Origin of the sequence: Cryobacterium tepidiphilum, assembly GCF_003716325.1 — a bacterium.
GTDB classification, from domain to species: Bacteria; Actinomycetota; Actinomycetes; order Actinomycetales; family Microbacteriaceae; genus Cryobacterium; species Cryobacterium tepidiphilum.
In genome coordinates, this window is sequence record NZ_RDSR01000003.1 from 109,844 (window position 1) to 126,333 (window position 16,490).

Here is a 16,490-nt window from a genome sequence, read left to right on the forward strand (position 1 = left end):
TTCGGCGCCAGACCCGGCCTGCGCTACTCGGCGCTCGGCCGACGCCGTTGCCGCTTCGTCTCCGACCGTCGCGTCTTCGCGGCGAGGTGGCGGCGGGCAGAACCTCTGGTCGGTCGCGTGGCCCGGCGGCGCGCCGCACCCGGAGCCAGCCCTGCCGACACGAGCTCGGCGAGCCGGCGCAGCGCTATCTCGCGATTGCGCAGCTGGGAGCGACGCTCGGAGGCGGTGACGGTCACGACCCCGTCGACGAGCCGGCGCCCCAAGCGGCTGACCAGCAGCATCCGTTGATCTTCGGAGAGCACCGCCGATTCGTCAACGTTCCAGAAGAGTTCGACGCGGCTGTCGGACGTGTTCACATGCTGGCCGCCCGGCCCCGAGGACCGCGAGAACCGCCAGCCCAGTTCCGACGCGGGAATCGTGAGCGCGGGCGACACCTCCAGGTCCATGCTCCCAGCGTGCCACGACGGCACGGCTCGGCTCGTCAGAAGCCGCCGCTCGCCCGTCGTGCGGAGAGACCGGAGATCAGGGCGTCCAGCCCGATACCGAAGGCCGAATCGCTTCGGCTCGTCTCCCCCTCACCCCACCGGTCGGCGACGGCCGCACTGAATTCAGGGGCGGACGCGGCCAACCCGCCGGTCTCGAAGATGTCCGGGGGCGCGATGACGTCGAAGGCGGAGCCAAAGATGAAGGACTCCAGCGCCACGATGGCGTCCACGATCCGGTCGCGCGGCCAGCCGTCGGCCAGGAATCCGGCGGTGACCGCCTCGTACATGGCCACGGTCTGCGGCGCGTTGGTGACGGGCAGCACGGCGATCACGGGAATCAACGGCGTGTGCCGCGCGAACACATCGCGGTACGACCAGGCCCATCGCCGCACGCCCGGCTCCCACTGCCCGCCGTCGAAACCGCTCACGTCGACCATGGCCATCAGGTGGTCCTCGAGGAGCACCAGCACGTCCTGCTTCGCGGCGACATGGTTGTACAAAGCGGATGGCGCGACGCCGAGTCGTTTGGCCAGGGCCGACATGGTCAGCCCCTTGTATCCGTCGGCTTCGATGAGTTTCAGTGCGGCCCGGGTGATCTGTGCCTTGCTCAGCACGGCCTGGGGCGGCCGGCCCGCGGCGCGCCGGGGAGAGTCGCGCGCTCGGCCCGCCGCCGCGTCCCGCCTGGCGGACGACGCACCTGCATCCATCGACATTCTCCTGCGTATTGCGTGCGGACTCGGGCGGTTCTCGCATTGCCCGAGAGGAAATCTGTGCTGGCACTTCCGCAACGGCCGTTCATGCCACTATAGTCTTCACGAAATGAACGCCATTCATTTAGTGAACCGGTCACATACCGGATGAAGGACTTGAACATGCACAGCTTGGAACGTGACATCGTTGTTATCGGAGCCGGGCCTTCAGGACTGACCGCCGCCTGGGAGCTGAAGAAGGCCGGCCTCAGTGTGGCCGTGCTCGAAGCGCGAGACCGGGTCGGTGGCCGCACCTGGACCAGCAACATCGACGGAGCAATGCTCGAAATCGGCGGTCAGTGGGTTTCCCCCGACCAGACGGCGCTGATCGGCCTGCTCGATGAGCTCGGACTGGAGACCTATGAGCGCTATCGCACCGGGGATTCCGTCTACATCGCTCCGGACGGCACCCGCACGCGATACACGGGAGAGATGTTCCCGGTGGAAGCGCACACCGCCGCCGAGATGAGCCGCCTGATCGAGGAACTGGACGGATTGGCCGCGGAAATCGGGGCGGAAGAGCCCTGGGCACACCCCAAGGCGCGCGAACTCGATACCGTCTCGTTCCACCACTGGCTGCGCCAGCTCTCCGACGATGAGGAGGCGTGCAACAACATCGGACTGTTCATTGCCGGCGGCATGCTCACCAAGCCGGCGCACGCGTTCTCGGCGCTGCAGGCGGTGCTGATGGCCGCATCCGCCGGCTCGTTCTCCAACCTGGTGGACGAGGACTTCATCCTCGACAAGCGCGTCATCGGCGGGATGCAGCAGGTCTCGGAGCGCCTGGCCGGACGACTGGGCGAGGACGTCATCCTCAATTCCCCGGTCCGCACTCTTCAGTGGCACCCGGCGGACGCCGGCGACGGCAGCAGCAGCGTCGTAGCGATTTCGGACTCGGCCACGGTCCACGCGCGCTACGCGATCATGGCCGTGCCACCGAACCTGTACTCGCGGGTCTCCTTCGAACCGCCCCTGCCCAGGCGCCAGCACCAGATGCACCAGCACCAGTCGCTCGGACTGGTCATCAAGGTGCACGCCGTCTACGAAACGCCGTTCTGGCGGGCGGACGGGCTCTCCGGCACCGGCTTCAGCGCCTCCTCGCTCGTGCAGGAGGTCTACGACAACACCAACTACGACGATTCCCGCGGCACCCTCGTGGGCTTCATCTCCGACGAGAAGGCCGACTACGCCTTCTCGCTCAGCAGCGACGAGCGCCGGCGGGAGATCCTGCAGTCACTGGCCGGATTCCTGGGCGACGAGGCGTTGAACCCCGTGGTGTACTACGAGTCCGACTGGGGGTCGGAGGAATGGACCCGTGGCGCCTACGCCTCGAGCTATGACCTCGGAGGCCTGCACCGTTACGGTGCCGACCAGCGCGAGCCCGTCGGACCGATCTACTGGTCCAGTTCCGACCTCGCCGCCGAGGGCTACCAGCATGTCGACGGGGCGGTGCGGATGGGACAGCGCACGGCCGCACGGATCGTGGCCGCCGCATCCGGTGACGACACCGACATGAACACGGCCGGCGTGATGGCTGCTGCCGGGGTGAACCGATGAGCGCGCCAGCGGTGACCGAGGGCGAGTCGACCGCGGCCGGCCTCAGCATCAAGGGCCTGAAGGCCGAGTCGGTCGGCCTGGTCGGCGCCGTGGTCATCGGAGTGTCGTGCATTGCCCCCGCCTACACGCTCACCGCGGCCCTCGGGCCGACGGTCGCGGAGGTCGGCGTGCACCTGCCGGCCATCTTCCTCGTCGGATTCATCCCGATGCTGTTGGTGGCGCTGGGCTACCGCGAACTGAACAACGCCATGCCCGACGCGGGAACGTCGTTCACCTGGGCCACCCGTGCATTCGGCCCGTGGATCGGCTGGATGGGCGGATGGGGCTTGATCGCCGCAACCATCATCGTGCTGTCGAATCTCGCCGCCGTCGCGGTGGACTTCTTCTACCTGATGCTGGCCCAGCTCACGGGAAATCCGGAGCTTGCCGACCTGACCACCATTGTGCCGCTGAATATCGCGACAACGGTGGTCTTCATCGCGCTGGCCTGTTGGATCTCCTATCGAGGAATGGAGACCACAAAGACCTTCCAGTACATCCTGGTGGGCTTCCAGCTGCTGGTGCTCGGCTGGTTCGCCGTCGCGGCGTTCAGCCATGTGGCCAACGGCACCGCGTTCGACGCGACCGCGATCAGCGCCGACTGGTTCAATCCCTTCGCGGTCGGGTCCTTCACCGCATTCGCCGCCGGCGTATCGCTGTCCATCTTCATCTACTGGGGCTGGGACGTGACGTTGACGATGAATGAGGAGACGAAAAACCCCGAGAAGACTCCGGGGCGGGCCGGAATGGTCACCGTCGCGGTCATCATGGTCATCTACATGACGGTCGCGCTGGCGACCCTGGCGTTCGCCGGCGTGGGGTCGGAGGGGCTGGGAACCGGCAACCCGGACAACCAGGCCAGCATCTTCGCGGTCCTCGCCGGACCGGTGATGGGCCCGTTCGCCATCCTGATGTCGCTCGCCATCCTGAGCAGCTCCGCCGCGTCACTGCAGTCCACCTTCGTGTCCCCGGCGCGCACGCTGCTGGCGATGGGGCACTACCGGGCGCTGCCGCGCACGTTCGGCCGCGTCAGCGCGGTCCACCAGTCCCCCGGCTACGCCACCGTCGCGGCGGCGATCGCCGCGGCCGGCTTTTACGTCGTCACCCGCGTTGTCTCCGAGAATGCGTTGTGGGACACGATCACCGCCCTGGGCATGATGATTTGCTTCTACTACGGCATCACCGCGCTGGCGTGCGTCTGGTACTTCCGTGCGGAAGCGTTCAGCGGGGCGAGGGCTTTCCTGTGCACGTTCCTCGCGCCGCTGGTCGGTGGGGTCATCCTGCTCGTGATGTTCTGCAAGACGGCCTACGACTCCCTTGACCCGGACTACGGCTCCGGCTCTGAGATCGGTGGAGTCGGCCTGGTCTTCATCCTGGGCATGGGCGTGATTCTGCTCGGAGTGGTGCTGATGCTCATCATGGCCAAGGTCCGGCCCGAGTTCTTCGCGGGCAAGGTCATCCAGACATCGGGTGCCACGGGCGGCGATCTCGAGGTCTTGGAGGCCGACGGAACCGTCGTCATCAAGTAGCACCAGCGGCATCCGCTGGTACGCGGACCCGCGTGAGGGGCTGGCTTTTCCTAGTCGCAGCGTCGATTGACTGGGAAAAGCTGGCCCCTCACGGGCGTTGACCCTCACGGAGCCGCGGGAGCGCTCGAGTCCTGCTCCTCACGCACGTGCTTCGTGTCGGCGGGGTCGTGCTGGCGCCGGCTGGCGAGGAGGATCGGGATTCCGATCAGCTCCACGGCGGCACCGATGACGAGCGAGGTGCCGTAACCCCAGACATCCGCTGAGCGACCGAGGGCCGGCTGGATGAACACCCCGCCGAGGCTGCCGAAAAGGGAATCGAACGACAGGACGGTCGCGCGCTGCTTCGACGGGATCATGTCGTTCAGGTACGCCTGCCGCACCGGACCGCCGACGGCGTAGACGAATCCCCACACCACCAGGAACACGATCGCGAGCCAGAAGAGGCTTGTCACCCCTAGCACCACGAGCGCAGCGACGCTGGCGAGCGACGCCCCGACCATCATCGTGGTGCGCCGTTCGAAGAGCCCACGGATGCGCGGCGCAAGGATGCCGCCGCCCACCTGCGACAGCGAGAGCACGGCCGCCGCGAGCCCGGCGATGGAGTACGCCGACGTGTCGCCGTAGAGCTGGAGCAGGTAGGGCTGCAGTGCGTAGAAGGCGTAGAACCCGACCCCAGACGCGAACGGCGCCGAGAGGATCACGTAGCGCACGGAGCGGCGCTTGAGACCGTGGTCGATCGACTGGGTGAGGATGTTCCGGGTCGCCTTCATCGGCGTCATCGAGTGATCCGGGGTGAAGCCGAGGTCTTTCATCACCACGAAGGCGAACACGAACATGAGGACCAGCACCCCGGCACGCAACAGGAACGGAACACCGAGGTTCGTCGCCTGGGCGATCACGCCGCCGAGCACCGACCCGGCGAACATCGCGATGCCCTCGATGACCAACCCGCGGCCGAACACCGCCTCGAGGCTCCCGGTGTACCCGGTCACCGTCAGGGCGTCGACGAGCCAGGCCTCCACGGCGCCGGAGAAGAAGGTGAAGCCGAGCCCGAGCAGAACCGAGACGAGCGCCCACCAGACGAACGGTGCGTGCCAGAGCCACAGCATCCAGTACAGCCCGGTCGAGACGGACAGTGTGATCGTGCCGAGGAGATACGAGGCCTTCCGGCCGACCGTGTCGGCGACGACGCCGGTGGGGATCTCGAAGATCACCATGCCCACGGTGAAGAACGCGTTGGCGGCGAACGCCTCGAAATTCGACAGACCCGCGTCGAGCAGGAACAGCGTATTGATGCCCCAGATGAACGACGCCGCCAGCGTGTTCCCGAGCATGAGCACCAGGTAGACGCGCTGCACGCGCCTCGCTGCCGGGTTCATGTCCCGCGACCTTTTTTCACTGGCCACACAAGAAATCATCCACCCGTGCGGCGCCGATCACCAGCGGTTGGCGGCACAACCTGGCCCTTCGCAAGCGGCATCCGTCGCGTCGCCCGCCGCCCTCAGCCCCCCGCCATCCGCCCTCCGCCCTCGCCCTCCGCCATCGCCCTCCGTGAGGGGCCAGCTTTACCTAGTCTGGGCGCCGCCGCACTAGGTAAGATTGACCTCTCACGCGGCGGAAAACTTTGCCGGCCTGTCGTTGATGCAGCGATTAGCTGGACACCCGCTGCCCCAGAGCGTCACAACGGCTAGGTGTACTGCCCAGCTAGGCGGGGAACAGCGCTTGGCCGGTGGCCATGTCGATCGGCAGCGACGTGTGCTCGTGCACGATCGTCCAGGAGCCATTGCGCTTCTCCAGGCCCACCGTCATCCGGTTGGTGGTGGAACGGAGGCGCTCCCCCGCCGGTGAGACGGCGGTGAACGTCACCGCAGCGTGCCCCACCGCAGCCGTGTCGCCCACGGCCGAACCCACGTCGGCGAAGGTCACCTGCACCCGCTCGTCGCCGAGCGAGGCGAACCATCCGATGGCCATCTCCCGCCAGGCGTCGATACCGGTGTACTCCCATTGGCCCCACGAGTCGAAAATGTGCACGTCGTCGGCGTAGATCGCCACGAACGCGTCGACATCCTTCGCGTAGACGGCGGCGGCGTAGGCGTCCAGGGCCTGGGTGACGGGGTCGGCTTCTTCGCTCATGCGATCAATCTTGGGCGGCCGCGCCAACGCGCGCAACGGTGCGCGGGTCAACGGATGCGGTCAGCCGGCACCCGACTCAGGCGCCTCTCCCCCGCGGGATTTTCGGCCGCACCAGCGCGTGACTTTCGCGCAGCAGCTGCTTGACGAGCGCGTCATCGACGGTCCCGTCGAGCACGACGGTGATCCAGTGCTTCTTGTTCAGGTGGTACCCGGGCGTGATGTGACCCGGAAACTCCTCACGGAGCGCCTTGCTGTCTTCCGGATCGCACTTGAGCGAGACAGCCAGCGGTTCTCGGTCGAGGGCGCTCAGGGCGAAGATCTTGCCGTTGCCGCTCGTCTTGAAGACGCTCGTCTCGGGGCCGAACGGGAACGTCTCGATCGCCTGCGGCAGGCTCAGGCAGAACGCGGCCAGGGCATCCGGTGTCATGGTGACGACGTTAGTCACGCGGCCGACACGATGCCATGCCGAGCGGATGCCGGCGGCGTCCTTCGGAAGCGATGGTGGACCGGCCGGTTTTGCCGTTGCCAGCTGTTTTTCAGGTTCCGCGCGCGGCCGGCAGACGATCCCCGCAATGACGCGGATCTCAGCCCCAGCCGCGCACCACAAACCACCCCCGTCGGCGCCGATCACCCCCGATCAGGGCACGTCGCTCCAATCCGATTTCCGGCTGGCTCCGGACCACCAATGCGGCCCCGGGGACGACCCGAGGCCGGAACGGAACAACGAATAGGAGTTCACACAATGAAGACGATCACCAAGCGAATCGGTGCCTTCGGAACGGCTGGGGCTGCCGCCTCTGCTCTCATCGTGGGCGGCATGCTCGCCCCGGCTCACGCCTCCGAGCTCGACCAGGCGAGCCAGATCAACTCCTCAACCCAGGACAACTCCTCGGCGACCGAGACGACGGATGCCGTCACCCGCATTCTGAACGACGCACTCTCGGGCAATGACGCCACCGGCAACGGCGTGGTGGGCAACGACACCTCGCTCGTCAACGGCGGCGTCGTCAACGGACCGGTCGTCGACGGACCGGTCGTGGACGGACCCGTCGTGGACGACTCGCTGAACAACAGCGGCGACGTGCTCTCGGGCAACGCCATCGGCAGCGGCAACGACGTCCCCGTCGCCTCCGGCAACGACGTCCCCGTGGCTTCGGGCAACGACACCTCAGTGGACGCCCCCGTGGCTTCGGGCAACAGCACCGACCTCGGCGGCGTTGACGTCAGCGACCTCGGGAATGCCAGCGACCTCGGCAACGTCAGCGGAAACGGTGACGTGAGCGACACCGGCACTGACGTGGGCGACATCTCCGGCATCGACGACATCGGCACCGAGGTCAACGACCTCGTCGACGGCGCGGTGAACGACAACGGCAGCGGCACCGACATCGGCAGCCAGGTCGACGACCTCGTCGACGGTGACCTCACCGGCGCGCTGGGCCTGGACTCCATGCTCGACTAAGTAGGCCAGGTGCTGTCAGCACCGACAGAACAAGGGGCGACTCCTTCGGGGTCGCCCCTTGTTCGCGCCTACCGCCGACTCCAACCCAGACTGAACGGACTCAGATCGGCGGGCCTTTCGAACTGAGTCAGTCCGTCTCTTGACGGTGGCTGTCAGGCCCGCCCTTTGCACCGTGATGCGCCGCGTCGTTTGTTGGTGCCGCGGGCAGCAGCTCCCATGTCACGTTGTCGCCGTGCTGCTGCGTCCAGAACCCACGCCACCCGTTCGTGAAGAGCGACGGGATCGTTGCCCCGAGAAGGCCCCGCACCGACGGGTCACCGTTGGAGACGTGTACGCCGGTGATCTCGTTGTCGCCGTCGTTGTACCCGGGGCTCATGTTGTGGTCGTAGGCAGCGGATGCATCGCGTCCTTCGGCGAGCCAACGGACTGCCGTCGCGTGCTTTCCTGCTTTCTTACTCACATCGATCACATAGCCAGAATCAAGCGCGTTGCGCTGCGCGTGCAGGGCATCCCCCGCATCCTCGACAACGAGAAGCTCATCCCGACTCTTGAACTGGATGTTGTCGAGGCCTGTGTGGGCAAGGTCTCCGACGTAAACCGGCGACAATGTGCCCGTCTGCGCCGTGGGCGACGACTGGCTGAGCCGGAACACGCCGCCGAAAGCACCCGGCAGGGTGCTGTTCTTGCTGGTGTCACCCGTCTCCGTGAAGTAGAACTCCGTGAAGTTCGTGCCCGGGCGGAAGACGCCATTCTCGGGTCGCTTGAACGGCGTGGCACCCGCCGCCGCTGCCGCTGCCGTCGACCCGTTGTCAGCGCCGAGCGTCAGGGCGACCCAGCGCGTCGAGAACGATGAACCGTAGGTGTGCAGGTCGGCGATGAACGGGTCGGCGGGGTCGGCAGCAAGCTGCTTCGCGGTCACCGGGCTGCCGTCTTTGCGCTGCACCTGGAGGGCCTCCAGCTTTCCGGAGGAGAGATCGGTGGGCGACGCGGGGGTGAATCGGTAGACGTAGCTGCCCGGCGCCTTTCCGCCCGAGACGGATTTTCCGCCGATGTCCTCGACCAGCCACACGTTCCCGGCGGAGTCGTTCTGGATTCCCTCGTAGCCGCCGGAGCCCAGGGCGTCGAGCTTGGTGATCGCACCGTCGACCGGGTCGCCCGTGTCGTCGAGGGTCACCGCGAAGACGCCGCCGTTGGGGGCAGACGCCTCCGCCGTCATCAGGAGCTGGTGGGTGAAGGGGTTCCAGGTGATGCCGTCGAACGTCGGAACCGAGCCCCCGTCGGAGCGGGCGTCGGCGATCAGCGTCACTCGCTTGGTGAGGTCCTTCTCATCGAGGTCCACCCGGGTCACGTACCCCTGCGTGCCGCCTTCATGGCCCTGGTAGAGATAGTGCTTGTTCCCGAAAACGAGGTAGACGTTCTTGTCCGGCTCCGTCTTCAGCGCTTCGTGGGGGTCCTGCGTGAGCGGTCCACCGTTCGCCGTGCCATAGCCGTAGTGCGAGAGGCCGCCCTTCGGGTTGGCCAGCGGAAGCTGCCCGTAGGCGACGGGAGTTTGAGTCATGTCTGCGGAGAGCACATTGTTCTGGATGCCGAACGCCGGGTTGGCGCTGATTACCTGGGCGGCCACGTGTTCGGCAGCCGACGCCGGCAGCGTCGTGGCGGCCAGCACGGCAACGCCGAGACCCAGGCCGACGACCCCGACGGTGCCCATCTTTGTGTAACGCTTCATCGTTCCTCCTCTGCGCCGGACAGTCGCCCAGCCGCAGAACCAGACAAGCGGGCATCGGTGTACCGGTGGTGTCGCCCATCTGAACGGGACCCAGCGAGCAGGGGAACAACACGCCCCGGACCCACTCAGGCGGTAGCGCCTCGCTGGGGCCGGAGGGCCCACCAGCAGACACGGAGCCAGGCGAATCCGTACACAACGCTGGTCAGCACATCCGTCGGAAAATGCATTCCCCAGTACAGCCGCCCGAAGATGACCCCGAGCACGAGGACGGCGGCGAGGGCGACGGTGGCGAAACGCAGCCAGCCCGTGCCCCAGGCGACGACGAGCAGGGCGATCCCGAAGTATGTGACGACCGACGCGGCCACGTGCCCGGACGGGAACGAAGACGTGGGCGGCACGGTCAGCCACAGATGGTCGACGGATGGCCGTGGCCGGCCGACGACGGCCCCGACCGTGAGGTAGAGGGCGGTCTCGCCCACTGCGGCAAAAAGCAGGAATAGCGCCGGAGCCCAGCGGCGGGTGATCGCGAGAGACAATGGAACCGCGACGAGCAACACCACGATGATGCCCGGAGTGTTGCCCACGACGTCGAAGGCCAAGGCCACTGTCGAGAGAAACGGAGTGCGGTGGTCCGCGAACCACTCCACCACGGTACTGTCGAACTGCTGCACCTGAACCAGCACCCCGGTGACGAGCAGCCCGATCCCGATCAGAATTATGCAGATCGCAACGCCGGTCGCAACCAGGAGGCCGAATCCGCGCCAGCCCTTCGGGAAGGCACCCTGGTGCGCGGGGGCGAGCACGAGTTGCTCACGGTGCTCGGGGGCCAGTCCGTGGGTGAGGGACACCTGCGCGCCCTCCTCACGCCGCCACCTCGAATAGGCGACCGCGGTGACGGCCAGCCACGCGGCGCCGAGCAGCGTTGCGACCCCGACCGAGTACGGGCCGCCGGCACCGCCCAGCACCGAGAGAACGGCGATCGCCACGATCAGGATGATCGTGGCGGCGAGCGCCCGCCCCCGCCGCTTGCGCGATACCACCGGCAGAAAAACAAGCAACACTGCCCCGCAGGTCACGGTCGCTCCGGTCATGGCCGTGAAGACGCTCACCGCGGGGGTACTGTCGATCAGCAGGAGAAGAGCCCCGCCGCCGGCGGTGAGCAGGTGTGAGCCCCCAGCGGTGACCGCGAGATACCCGGCCAACCGCGGCAACCTGCGCACGAGCAGCCAGAACACCATAACGATGAGGATCACCCAGCCGACCTTGTCCGCCGTCTGGAGGAGAAAGCCCAGAATCGATGTGGCCTGTCGGGGGTTGTCATGTCCCGCGTCCGGACCATCCGCGTGCACCGACAGGCCTAGCACAAGGAGATTGAGCACCTCGCCGGCGACAAGCAGCACGGCTAGGCCGACGATGCTTCGACCCGCAAACCGCAGGGCCGCAGCACGGGATGACGATTCAGCGACGGGCATGAAGAATGACGGCGCGGGGATAGACAGCGAGCATGAATCCACGAAATCACGCCTCGGACGACCCATCAACACTGATCAGCAAGCTGCACTACCTTTGAAACATGACGCCTCCCGAAACCACCGCTCCCCCCGAGGCAGACACCGCGCCCACCACGGCGACCTTCGCCGACCTCGGCCTGAGTGACGCCACCCTGAAGGCGCTCAAGGACGTCGGGTACGAGACTCCCTCCGCGATCCAGGCCGCCACCATCCCTCCGCTCCTGGCCGGCCGCGACGTGGTCGGCCTGGCCCAGACCGGAACGGGGAAGACGGCCGCGTTCGCGCTGCCGATCCTGTCGCGTATCGACCTGTCGCAGAAGAGCCCGCAGGCGCTCGTCCTCGCGCCGACCCGTGAACTTGCGCTGCAGGTCTGTGAGGCGTTCGAGAAGTACGCCGCTCACCTGCGCGGCGTGCACGTGCTCCCGGTCTACGGCGGGCAGGGCTACGGGGTGCAGCTCTCCGCGTTGCGCCGCGGCGTTCACGTCGTGGTCGGCACACCCGGCCGCATCATGGACCACCTCGACAAGGGCACACTCGACCTCTCCGAGTTGAAATACCTGGTGCTCGACGAAGCCGACGAGATGCTGAAGATGGGCTTCGCCGAAGACGTCGAGACGATCCTCGCCGACACCCCCGACGACAAGCAGGTGGCACTGTTCTCCGCCACGATGCCCCCGCAGATCCGCCGCATCTCGCAGAAATACCTGCACGACCCGGAAGAGATCACGGTCAGGAACAAGACCACGACCTCGGTGAACACGACCCAGCGCTACCTGACGGTCTCGTATCCGCAGAAGGTCGACGCGCTCACCCGCATTCTCGAGGTGGAGAACTTCGAGGGGATGATCATCTTCACCCGCACCAAGAACGAGACCGAGACGCTCGCCGAGAAGCTCCGTGCCCGTGGCTACGCGGCTGCGGCCATCAACGGCGACGTCGCGCAGGCACAGCGTGAGCGCACGGTCGACCAGCTCAAGTCGGGCGCCCTCGACATCCTCGTGGCAACGGATGTCGCCGCACGCGGTCTCGACGTCGAGCGCATCAGCCATGTGGTCAATTACGACCTCCCCATCGACACCGAGTCGTACGTGCACCGCATCGGTCGCACGGGCCGCGCCGGGCGCAGCGGCGCCGCGATCAGCTTCGTCACCCCACGCGAACGTCATCTCCTCAAGGCCATCGAGAAGGCGACCCGGCAGCCGCTCACGCAGATGCAGCTGCCCACCGCCGAGGACGTCAACGTCACCCGCCTGGCGCGCTTCGACGACGCGATCACCGGCGCCCTCGCCGAGGCCGATCGCATTGCGAGATTCCGCGACATCATCGGCCACTACGTCGAGCACCACGACGTTCCCGAGGCCGACGTGGCCGCTGCCCTCGCGGTCGTCGCGCAGGGAGAGACGCCGCTCCTGCTCTCCCCCGATGACACCCGGCCGCCACGGCGGGAGCGGACCGAGCGTGACGGAGACCGCGGAACCCGGCCGGACCGCAGCGAGCGCCCGGAGCGCGGCAACCGGTTCGACCGCGATGACCGCGCGGACCGCAGCGCACGCGGAGAGCGGCCCGAACGGCGCCCGCGCACCGGTAGCAGCCCGCTGGCGTCATACCGCATCGAGGTTGGTAAGCGGCAGCGGGTCGAACCGCGGCAGATCGTCGGCGCCATCGCCAACGAGGGCGGTCTGAGCCGGGAGGACTTCGGGGCCATCCAGATCTACCCGGACTTCTCGCTGGTCGACCTCCCGGCCGACCTCCCCGGCGACGTCCTCGACCGACTGCGGGGCACGCGCATCAGCGGCAAGCTCATCGAGCTGCGCCCGGACCGCGGAGCGCGTGGCGGCCGCGACGACCGGGACGACCGGCCCCCGCGCAAGCCGCGCCGCGGCTGACGGCTCAGCCGTCGGGCGGGGGCGCCTTCACACGCCGGTGGTCCTCAGTTCGTCACCGTCGCATGCGGGTTCAGCCTCGCTAAGACCCGATCGGCGAATCGCTCGCCGATGAGTCGTTGCGCATTGGGATCCGGATGAAGGTTGTCCGGGAGGGGCAGATCTCGTGCGTCCTGGGCACCATACAGTTCGAGCCCGCTCTCATAGAACAGAGCAGCATCCGTCGCCCGGCGGGCAGCGACAATCTCCTCGAGTTCGGTTCGGATCACTCCCAAGGAGAGTTTCCCCTGTTGCAGATCCTCGGCTGTGCCGCCGGCGATACTCCATTCGTAGGGACGGCTCCGATCCTGCACCGTCGGTCCGGCGCGGTCTTCGACCGGGCCGCAGAACACGGGTGACACCACAACGAGTGGAATCCCGGGGTGACCGTCCCGGATCGTGTCGAGGAAACCGTGCACCGCCGTGCGGAACGCGCGCAAGCGCATTACGTCGCCATTGACGATGTTGATGCCGATCTTCAGGCTGATCATGTCCGTCGGTGTATCGCGGATCGTGCGCGCCGCGAGTTGGTCGAGCATGGCGCTCCCGGAATACGCCAGGTTCGTCAGCTCCAGCCCCGCGCGCAGAGCAGCGACCACCGGCCACGTTCCCGTTGTCGATTCAGCTCGGTAGCCGTGGCTGATTGAGCTCCCGTGGTGGAGCCAGCGCAGCGTTTCGCCGGGGGCCGGTGGAGACACGGGCGCGTCGGCGCGCATCGCTGAGAGGACCACTTCGTCGGTGTAGGGAAGCCAGATCTGCACATCTTTGGAACCGGCGGGCAGCCCCTCGAAGCGAACCGTGCTCGCCGGGCCAGGAACCGCGTAGGTGGACGGAGCGTCGAAGGAGAACACGACCCGGGTTCCAGCCACGCTCGGGGAGCGTGCGACGAGCGCTGCCCCGACGGTCAGGTCATACCAGCTGACAGGCATCGGCAGCGACTCGCCCACCACCATCCTGCTTGCTCGCACATCAAGTTCGAGCTCCCGTGCCTCGGTTCGGAAGACGAGCCGGATGCCTGCGCACTCGGCGACCGCCTGCCGCATGAAGTCGTCGGGGATCTGCGACCGGGAGTACGCACCCATGCGTCTCGGAAGCCAGCCGGGGTCGACACGGTCGACCGCCACAGCACCGCGGATCTCCACCGGCCCCGCCCCGAGATCGCACCGGAACCCCGAGGCGGCTCCCGCACTCATCGGGCCGGGGATTCCTTGATCTCGCCGCTCGCATACACGTCGACGTGCCGGTCACCCACCCGAACGCCGTGGAGAACTGCCGTCGGGTCGAGGCTGGCGATGCAACCGTCCACGGTGATCTCTCCGGCGACGCCGACATCGACGCCGAAGATCGACTCGATCACAAGTGCGACCCACGCTCCCGACGACGAGCAAGCCCAGTCAGTGATGTAGGGCAGCTGTGGCGGGGCCTTTCGAGCTCCGCCGTTGATGAGGGGCTGCGCTTCTTCGACGAAGTGGGCCTGACCCGTTGGACCCTGGTTTGTGGACCGCGCGAGGCCAGAGAGCCAGTCGATGGCCACGTCCGGGGCGCCCAGCGCGATCAGTGACCGCGCCGCATCTGCCGGCCATGCGGGGTACGCGCCGTTCCATTGGTGATCGGGACGAACGCTGAAGCTTGCGTCGGCGTCCCACGGCGAGAGTGCCCGCATCCATGACGACGTCTGCAGTTCACGCCGGAAGAACTCCACCATTTCCGCTCGCATGCGCTCCGGCAGGTCGTCTGCGATGGTGGTGCCAACGACGTTGAAGTCGTAGCAATGGCGCACCGGGAGTCGCGACCCGTCGGGCTGCTGAGCTGAAAAATAGCCGCTTCCCGAATGGTAGAGGTCGACGACGGATGCGACGAGCTCGTCCGCGTCAGCAAGAAACGACTCAGCGTCCTTCTCGTCGCCGCCGAGAGCCGCGATTGCCGCCGCGGTCCGCATGTTCCAAACGTTCGCCGCATTGAGACTCGCGACCTCATGCGTGTACGAGCTCACACACTCGAGCAGGTTGTCGATCTCGCCATAGTCAGCAAGAGGAGATTCGCCGCGTAGGTCCTTCCAGGCGAGCGCCCACGAGCGAAGGTGGTCGGCAACAGTGGACGGTGTTCGGGTCCCCGAGTGTCCGCGAGGAGTATCGGGCGTCTCGTCGAGGTAGCCGAGGGCGGAATTGAACCGCATGTAGTCGGTGACCAGCCGGGTCATCGCATAGTCGTTCACGGAATACCACCGACCCACCGGGCCCCCCGTCAGCGATGAGGTTCCGAAGTGGGAATGGATGTCGCTGGCAATCCAATGGTCGAGCTGTCGCTTCATCGGCACGGGATCGAGCAAGGCATGTGTGAGCGAACTCAGCGAGAAATCCCAGATGAAGGTGGTTGTGGCCCAATAGTTGGGCATCAGCGTGTCGTAGCTTCGACCGAGCACATTGCCCGCGAACTCCCGACGGAACCATATGACGCCAAGCGCGCCCCACCAGTACAGCTTCTTCAAAGCCTCGGAAGACGTTGCCAGGACCGGCAGGTGTCCGGAGAACTCGGTGTTCCCCGGCGTGAATGCCGCTTCGAGCTGTGCATTCCAGAAGCGCTCTGCCCCCTTCACCGCCCCGGGGACATCCGCGGCGACACGCTCCCACGCGTCCGATGCCCCGCGCTCACTACTGGCAACCGCCTGCACGTAGCCGAACCGATGAGTCTGGCCGGCGGGAATGTCGAGCACGACTTCCACTTCGCCGCCGCGGCCCGCGCCCCCGATGCCCACCTCGTAGCCTTCAACCGCCGCGGCTGCGACCCCACTCAACCGCACAGTTGCGGGCAGGTCCACACCCTGGATGCTCCACGCCTCACCGGAGTCGTTGCGGAACGACAGTCGGGAGCCGCCGACAGCCGCGACGTTGAGCGCATTCGGAGATTCCGAATCGAGCCAGGAAGCATCGCCGGCTGTCACACGGGCGTTCAGGGCGAGCGTCAACGACACCGAGCGCGCCTTGTGCGACGTGTTCGTCACCCGCACGTCGATGGCGACAGCGGTTTCGTGCGGAACACACGCCGTGACGGTCTCCAGGCGCAGGTCCTCCAATTCGGCAGAGCGCACCACCCGGTCGGGACGCCAGGCGTGGGTCACACGCTCCCCATACGATTCGAAGACGCGTCCGTCGACGAACAACACCGCTGTCGCCGCCAATCCCTGGGAGACCGGCGGAAACGTCACCGCGCTGATTGCCGTCAGGTCGTGGTCGACGCGGACCGTCCCCAGGAAATTGGTCAGTCCGGACGGTGCGATCATGTCGTCGTAGTGATGGGTGACAACATCCGCTGCCAGATCGTCGACGGTAGGAATGAGAGAGTCGGTCATGGGTGCGGAAGCTCCAAGCAACGAGTGA

Annotated in this window: 13 protein-coding genes; 4 read left to right on the plus strand and 9 right to left on the minus strand. The window is 66.8% G+C overall.

Annotated features, from left to right (window positions below; genetic code table 11):
• Nucleotides 1–23 precede the first annotated feature (23 nt).
• Entirely contained in the window at nt 24–446 is a 423-nt protein-coding gene (arfB, locus tag EEJ31_RS02880) for an alternative ribosome rescue aminoacyl-tRNA hydrolase ArfB (protein ID WP_123044784.1), read from the minus strand.
• Nucleotides 447–481: 35 nt separating this feature from the next.
• Complete coding sequence (locus EEJ31_RS02885; RefSeq protein ID WP_199727257.1) at nt 482–1,192, minus strand: TetR/AcrR family transcriptional regulator; 711 nt, start codon at nt 1,190–1,192, stop codon at nt 482–484.
• Nucleotides 1,193–1,342: 150 nt separating this feature from the next.
• Between EEJ31_RS02885 and EEJ31_RS02890 the strand changes: the two genes are divergently transcribed.
• Nucleotides 1,343–2,791 (plus strand): flavin monoamine oxidase family protein, encoded by a 1,449-nt coding sequence (locus EEJ31_RS02890; RefSeq protein WP_267897605.1) that lies wholly within the window; start codon nt 1,343–1,345, stop codon nt 2,789–2,791.
• A complete protein-coding gene (locus EEJ31_RS02895; protein ID WP_123044786.1) occupies nt 2,788–4,359 on the plus strand; it encodes an APC family permease in 1,572 nt (523 codons plus the stop codon). Before EEJ31_RS02890 ends, EEJ31_RS02895 begins: the two co-directional genes overlap by 4 nt.
• Nucleotides 4,360–4,463: 104 nt before the next feature.
• Here the strand turns inward: EEJ31_RS02895 and EEJ31_RS02900 are convergent, their stop codons facing one another.
• The 3 genes from EEJ31_RS02900 to EEJ31_RS02910 all read right to left on the minus strand — a co-directional run bounded on the left by EEJ31_RS02900 (nt 4,464) and on the right by EEJ31_RS02910 (nt 6,937).
• Nucleotides 4,464–5,738 (minus strand): MFS transporter, encoded by a 1,275-nt coding sequence (locus tag EEJ31_RS02900; protein WP_123044787.1) that lies wholly within the window; start codon nt 5,736–5,738, stop codon nt 4,464–4,466.
• A gap of 325 nt (nt 5,739–6,063) precedes the next feature.
• Complete coding sequence (locus EEJ31_RS02905; RefSeq protein WP_123044788.1) at nt 6,064–6,492, minus strand: YybH family protein; 429 nt, start codon at nt 6,490–6,492, stop codon at nt 6,064–6,066.
• A 76-nt stretch (nt 6,493–6,568) separates the two neighbouring features.
• A complete protein-coding gene (locus EEJ31_RS02910; RefSeq protein ID WP_233563696.1) occupies nt 6,569–6,937 on the minus strand; it encodes an MmcQ/YjbR family DNA-binding protein in 369 nt (122 codons plus the stop codon).
• A 297-nt stretch (nt 6,938–7,234) separates the two neighbouring features.
• Here EEJ31_RS02910 and EEJ31_RS02915 point away from each other — a divergent pair, with 297 nt between their 5' ends.
• Nucleotides 7,235–7,954 carry a hypothetical protein gene (locus EEJ31_RS02915; protein WP_123044790.1) on the plus strand — a complete coding sequence of 240 codons (720 nt, stop codon included), beginning with the start codon at nt 7,235–7,237 and terminating at the stop codon, nt 7,952–7,954.
• Nucleotides 7,955–8,081: 127 nt separating this feature from the next.
• Here EEJ31_RS02915 and EEJ31_RS02920 read toward each other — a convergent pair whose 3' ends face one another.
• Both EEJ31_RS02920 and EEJ31_RS02925 read right to left on the minus strand, forming a co-directional pair.
• Entirely contained in the window at nt 8,082–9,680 is a 1,599-nt protein-coding gene (locus EEJ31_RS02920) for an alkaline phosphatase PhoX (RefSeq protein WP_123044791.1), read from the minus strand.
• Between the two features lie 125 nt (nt 9,681–9,805).
• A complete protein-coding gene (locus tag EEJ31_RS02925) occupies nt 9,806–10,933 on the minus strand; it encodes a phosphatase PAP2 family protein (protein WP_158603885.1) in 1,128 nt (375 codons plus the stop codon).
• 320 nt (nt 10,934–11,253) lie between these two features.
• On the opposite strand from EEJ31_RS02925, the gene EEJ31_RS02930 reads away from it, so the two are divergent.
• The gene (locus EEJ31_RS02930) at nt 11,254–13,077 is read left to right on the plus strand and encodes a DEAD/DEAH box helicase (RefSeq protein WP_123044793.1); all 1,824 of its coding nucleotides are present in this window, start codon (nt 11,254–11,256) and stop codon (nt 13,075–13,077) included.
• 44 nt (nt 13,078–13,121) lie between these two features.
• Here EEJ31_RS02930 and EEJ31_RS02935 read toward each other — a convergent pair whose 3' ends face one another.
• On the minus strand, nt 13,122–14,255 hold the full coding sequence (locus tag EEJ31_RS02935) for an SGNH/GDSL hydrolase family protein (protein ID WP_199727251.1): 1,134 nt from the start codon (nt 14,253–14,255) through the stop codon (nt 13,122–13,124).
• A 47-nt stretch (nt 14,256–14,302) separates the two neighbouring features.
• On the minus strand, nt 14,303–16,462 hold the full coding sequence (locus tag EEJ31_RS02940; protein ID WP_123044795.1) for a hypothetical protein: 2,160 nt from the start codon (nt 16,460–16,462) through the stop codon (nt 14,303–14,305).
• Between the last annotated feature and the right edge of the window lie 28 nt (nt 16,463–16,490).

Excerpts from the sequence above, each read along its gene's own strand:
- arfB (WP_123044784.1), bottom strand. The coding sequence starts at position 446 with ATGGACCTGGAGGTGTCGCCCGCGCTCACGATTCCCGCGTCGGAACTG.
- EEJ31_RS02885 (WP_199727257.1), bottom strand. The coding sequence starts at position 1,192 with ATGGATGCAGGTGCGTCGTCCGCCAGGCGGGACGCGGCGGCGGGCCGA.
- EEJ31_RS02890 (WP_267897605.1), top strand. The coding sequence starts at position 1,343 with ATGAAGGACTTGAACATGCACAGCTTGGAACGTGACATCGTTGTTATC.
- EEJ31_RS02895 (WP_123044786.1), top strand. The coding sequence starts at position 2,788 with ATGAGCGCGCCAGCGGTGACCGAGGGCGAGTCGACCGCGGCCGGCCTC.
- EEJ31_RS02900 (WP_123044787.1), bottom strand. The coding sequence starts at position 5,738 with ATGAACCCGGCAGCGAGGCGCGTGCAGCGCGTCTACCTGGTGCTCATG.
- EEJ31_RS02905 (WP_123044788.1), bottom strand. The coding sequence starts at position 6,492 with ATGAGCGAAGAAGCCGACCCCGTCACCCAGGCCCTGGACGCCTACGCC.
- EEJ31_RS02915 (WP_123044790.1), top strand. The coding sequence starts at position 7,235 with ATGAAGACGATCACCAAGCGAATCGGTGCCTTCGGAACGGCTGGGGCT.
- EEJ31_RS02920 (WP_123044791.1), bottom strand. The coding sequence starts at position 9,680 with ATGAAGCGTTACACAAAGATGGGCACCGTCGGGGTCGTCGGCCTGGGT.
- EEJ31_RS02930 (WP_123044793.1), top strand. The coding sequence starts at position 11,254 with ATGACGCCTCCCGAAACCACCGCTCCCCCCGAGGCAGACACCGCGCCC.
- EEJ31_RS02940 (WP_123044795.1), bottom strand. The coding sequence starts at position 16,462 with ATGACCGACTCTCTCATTCCTACCGTCGACGATCTGGCAGCGGATGTT.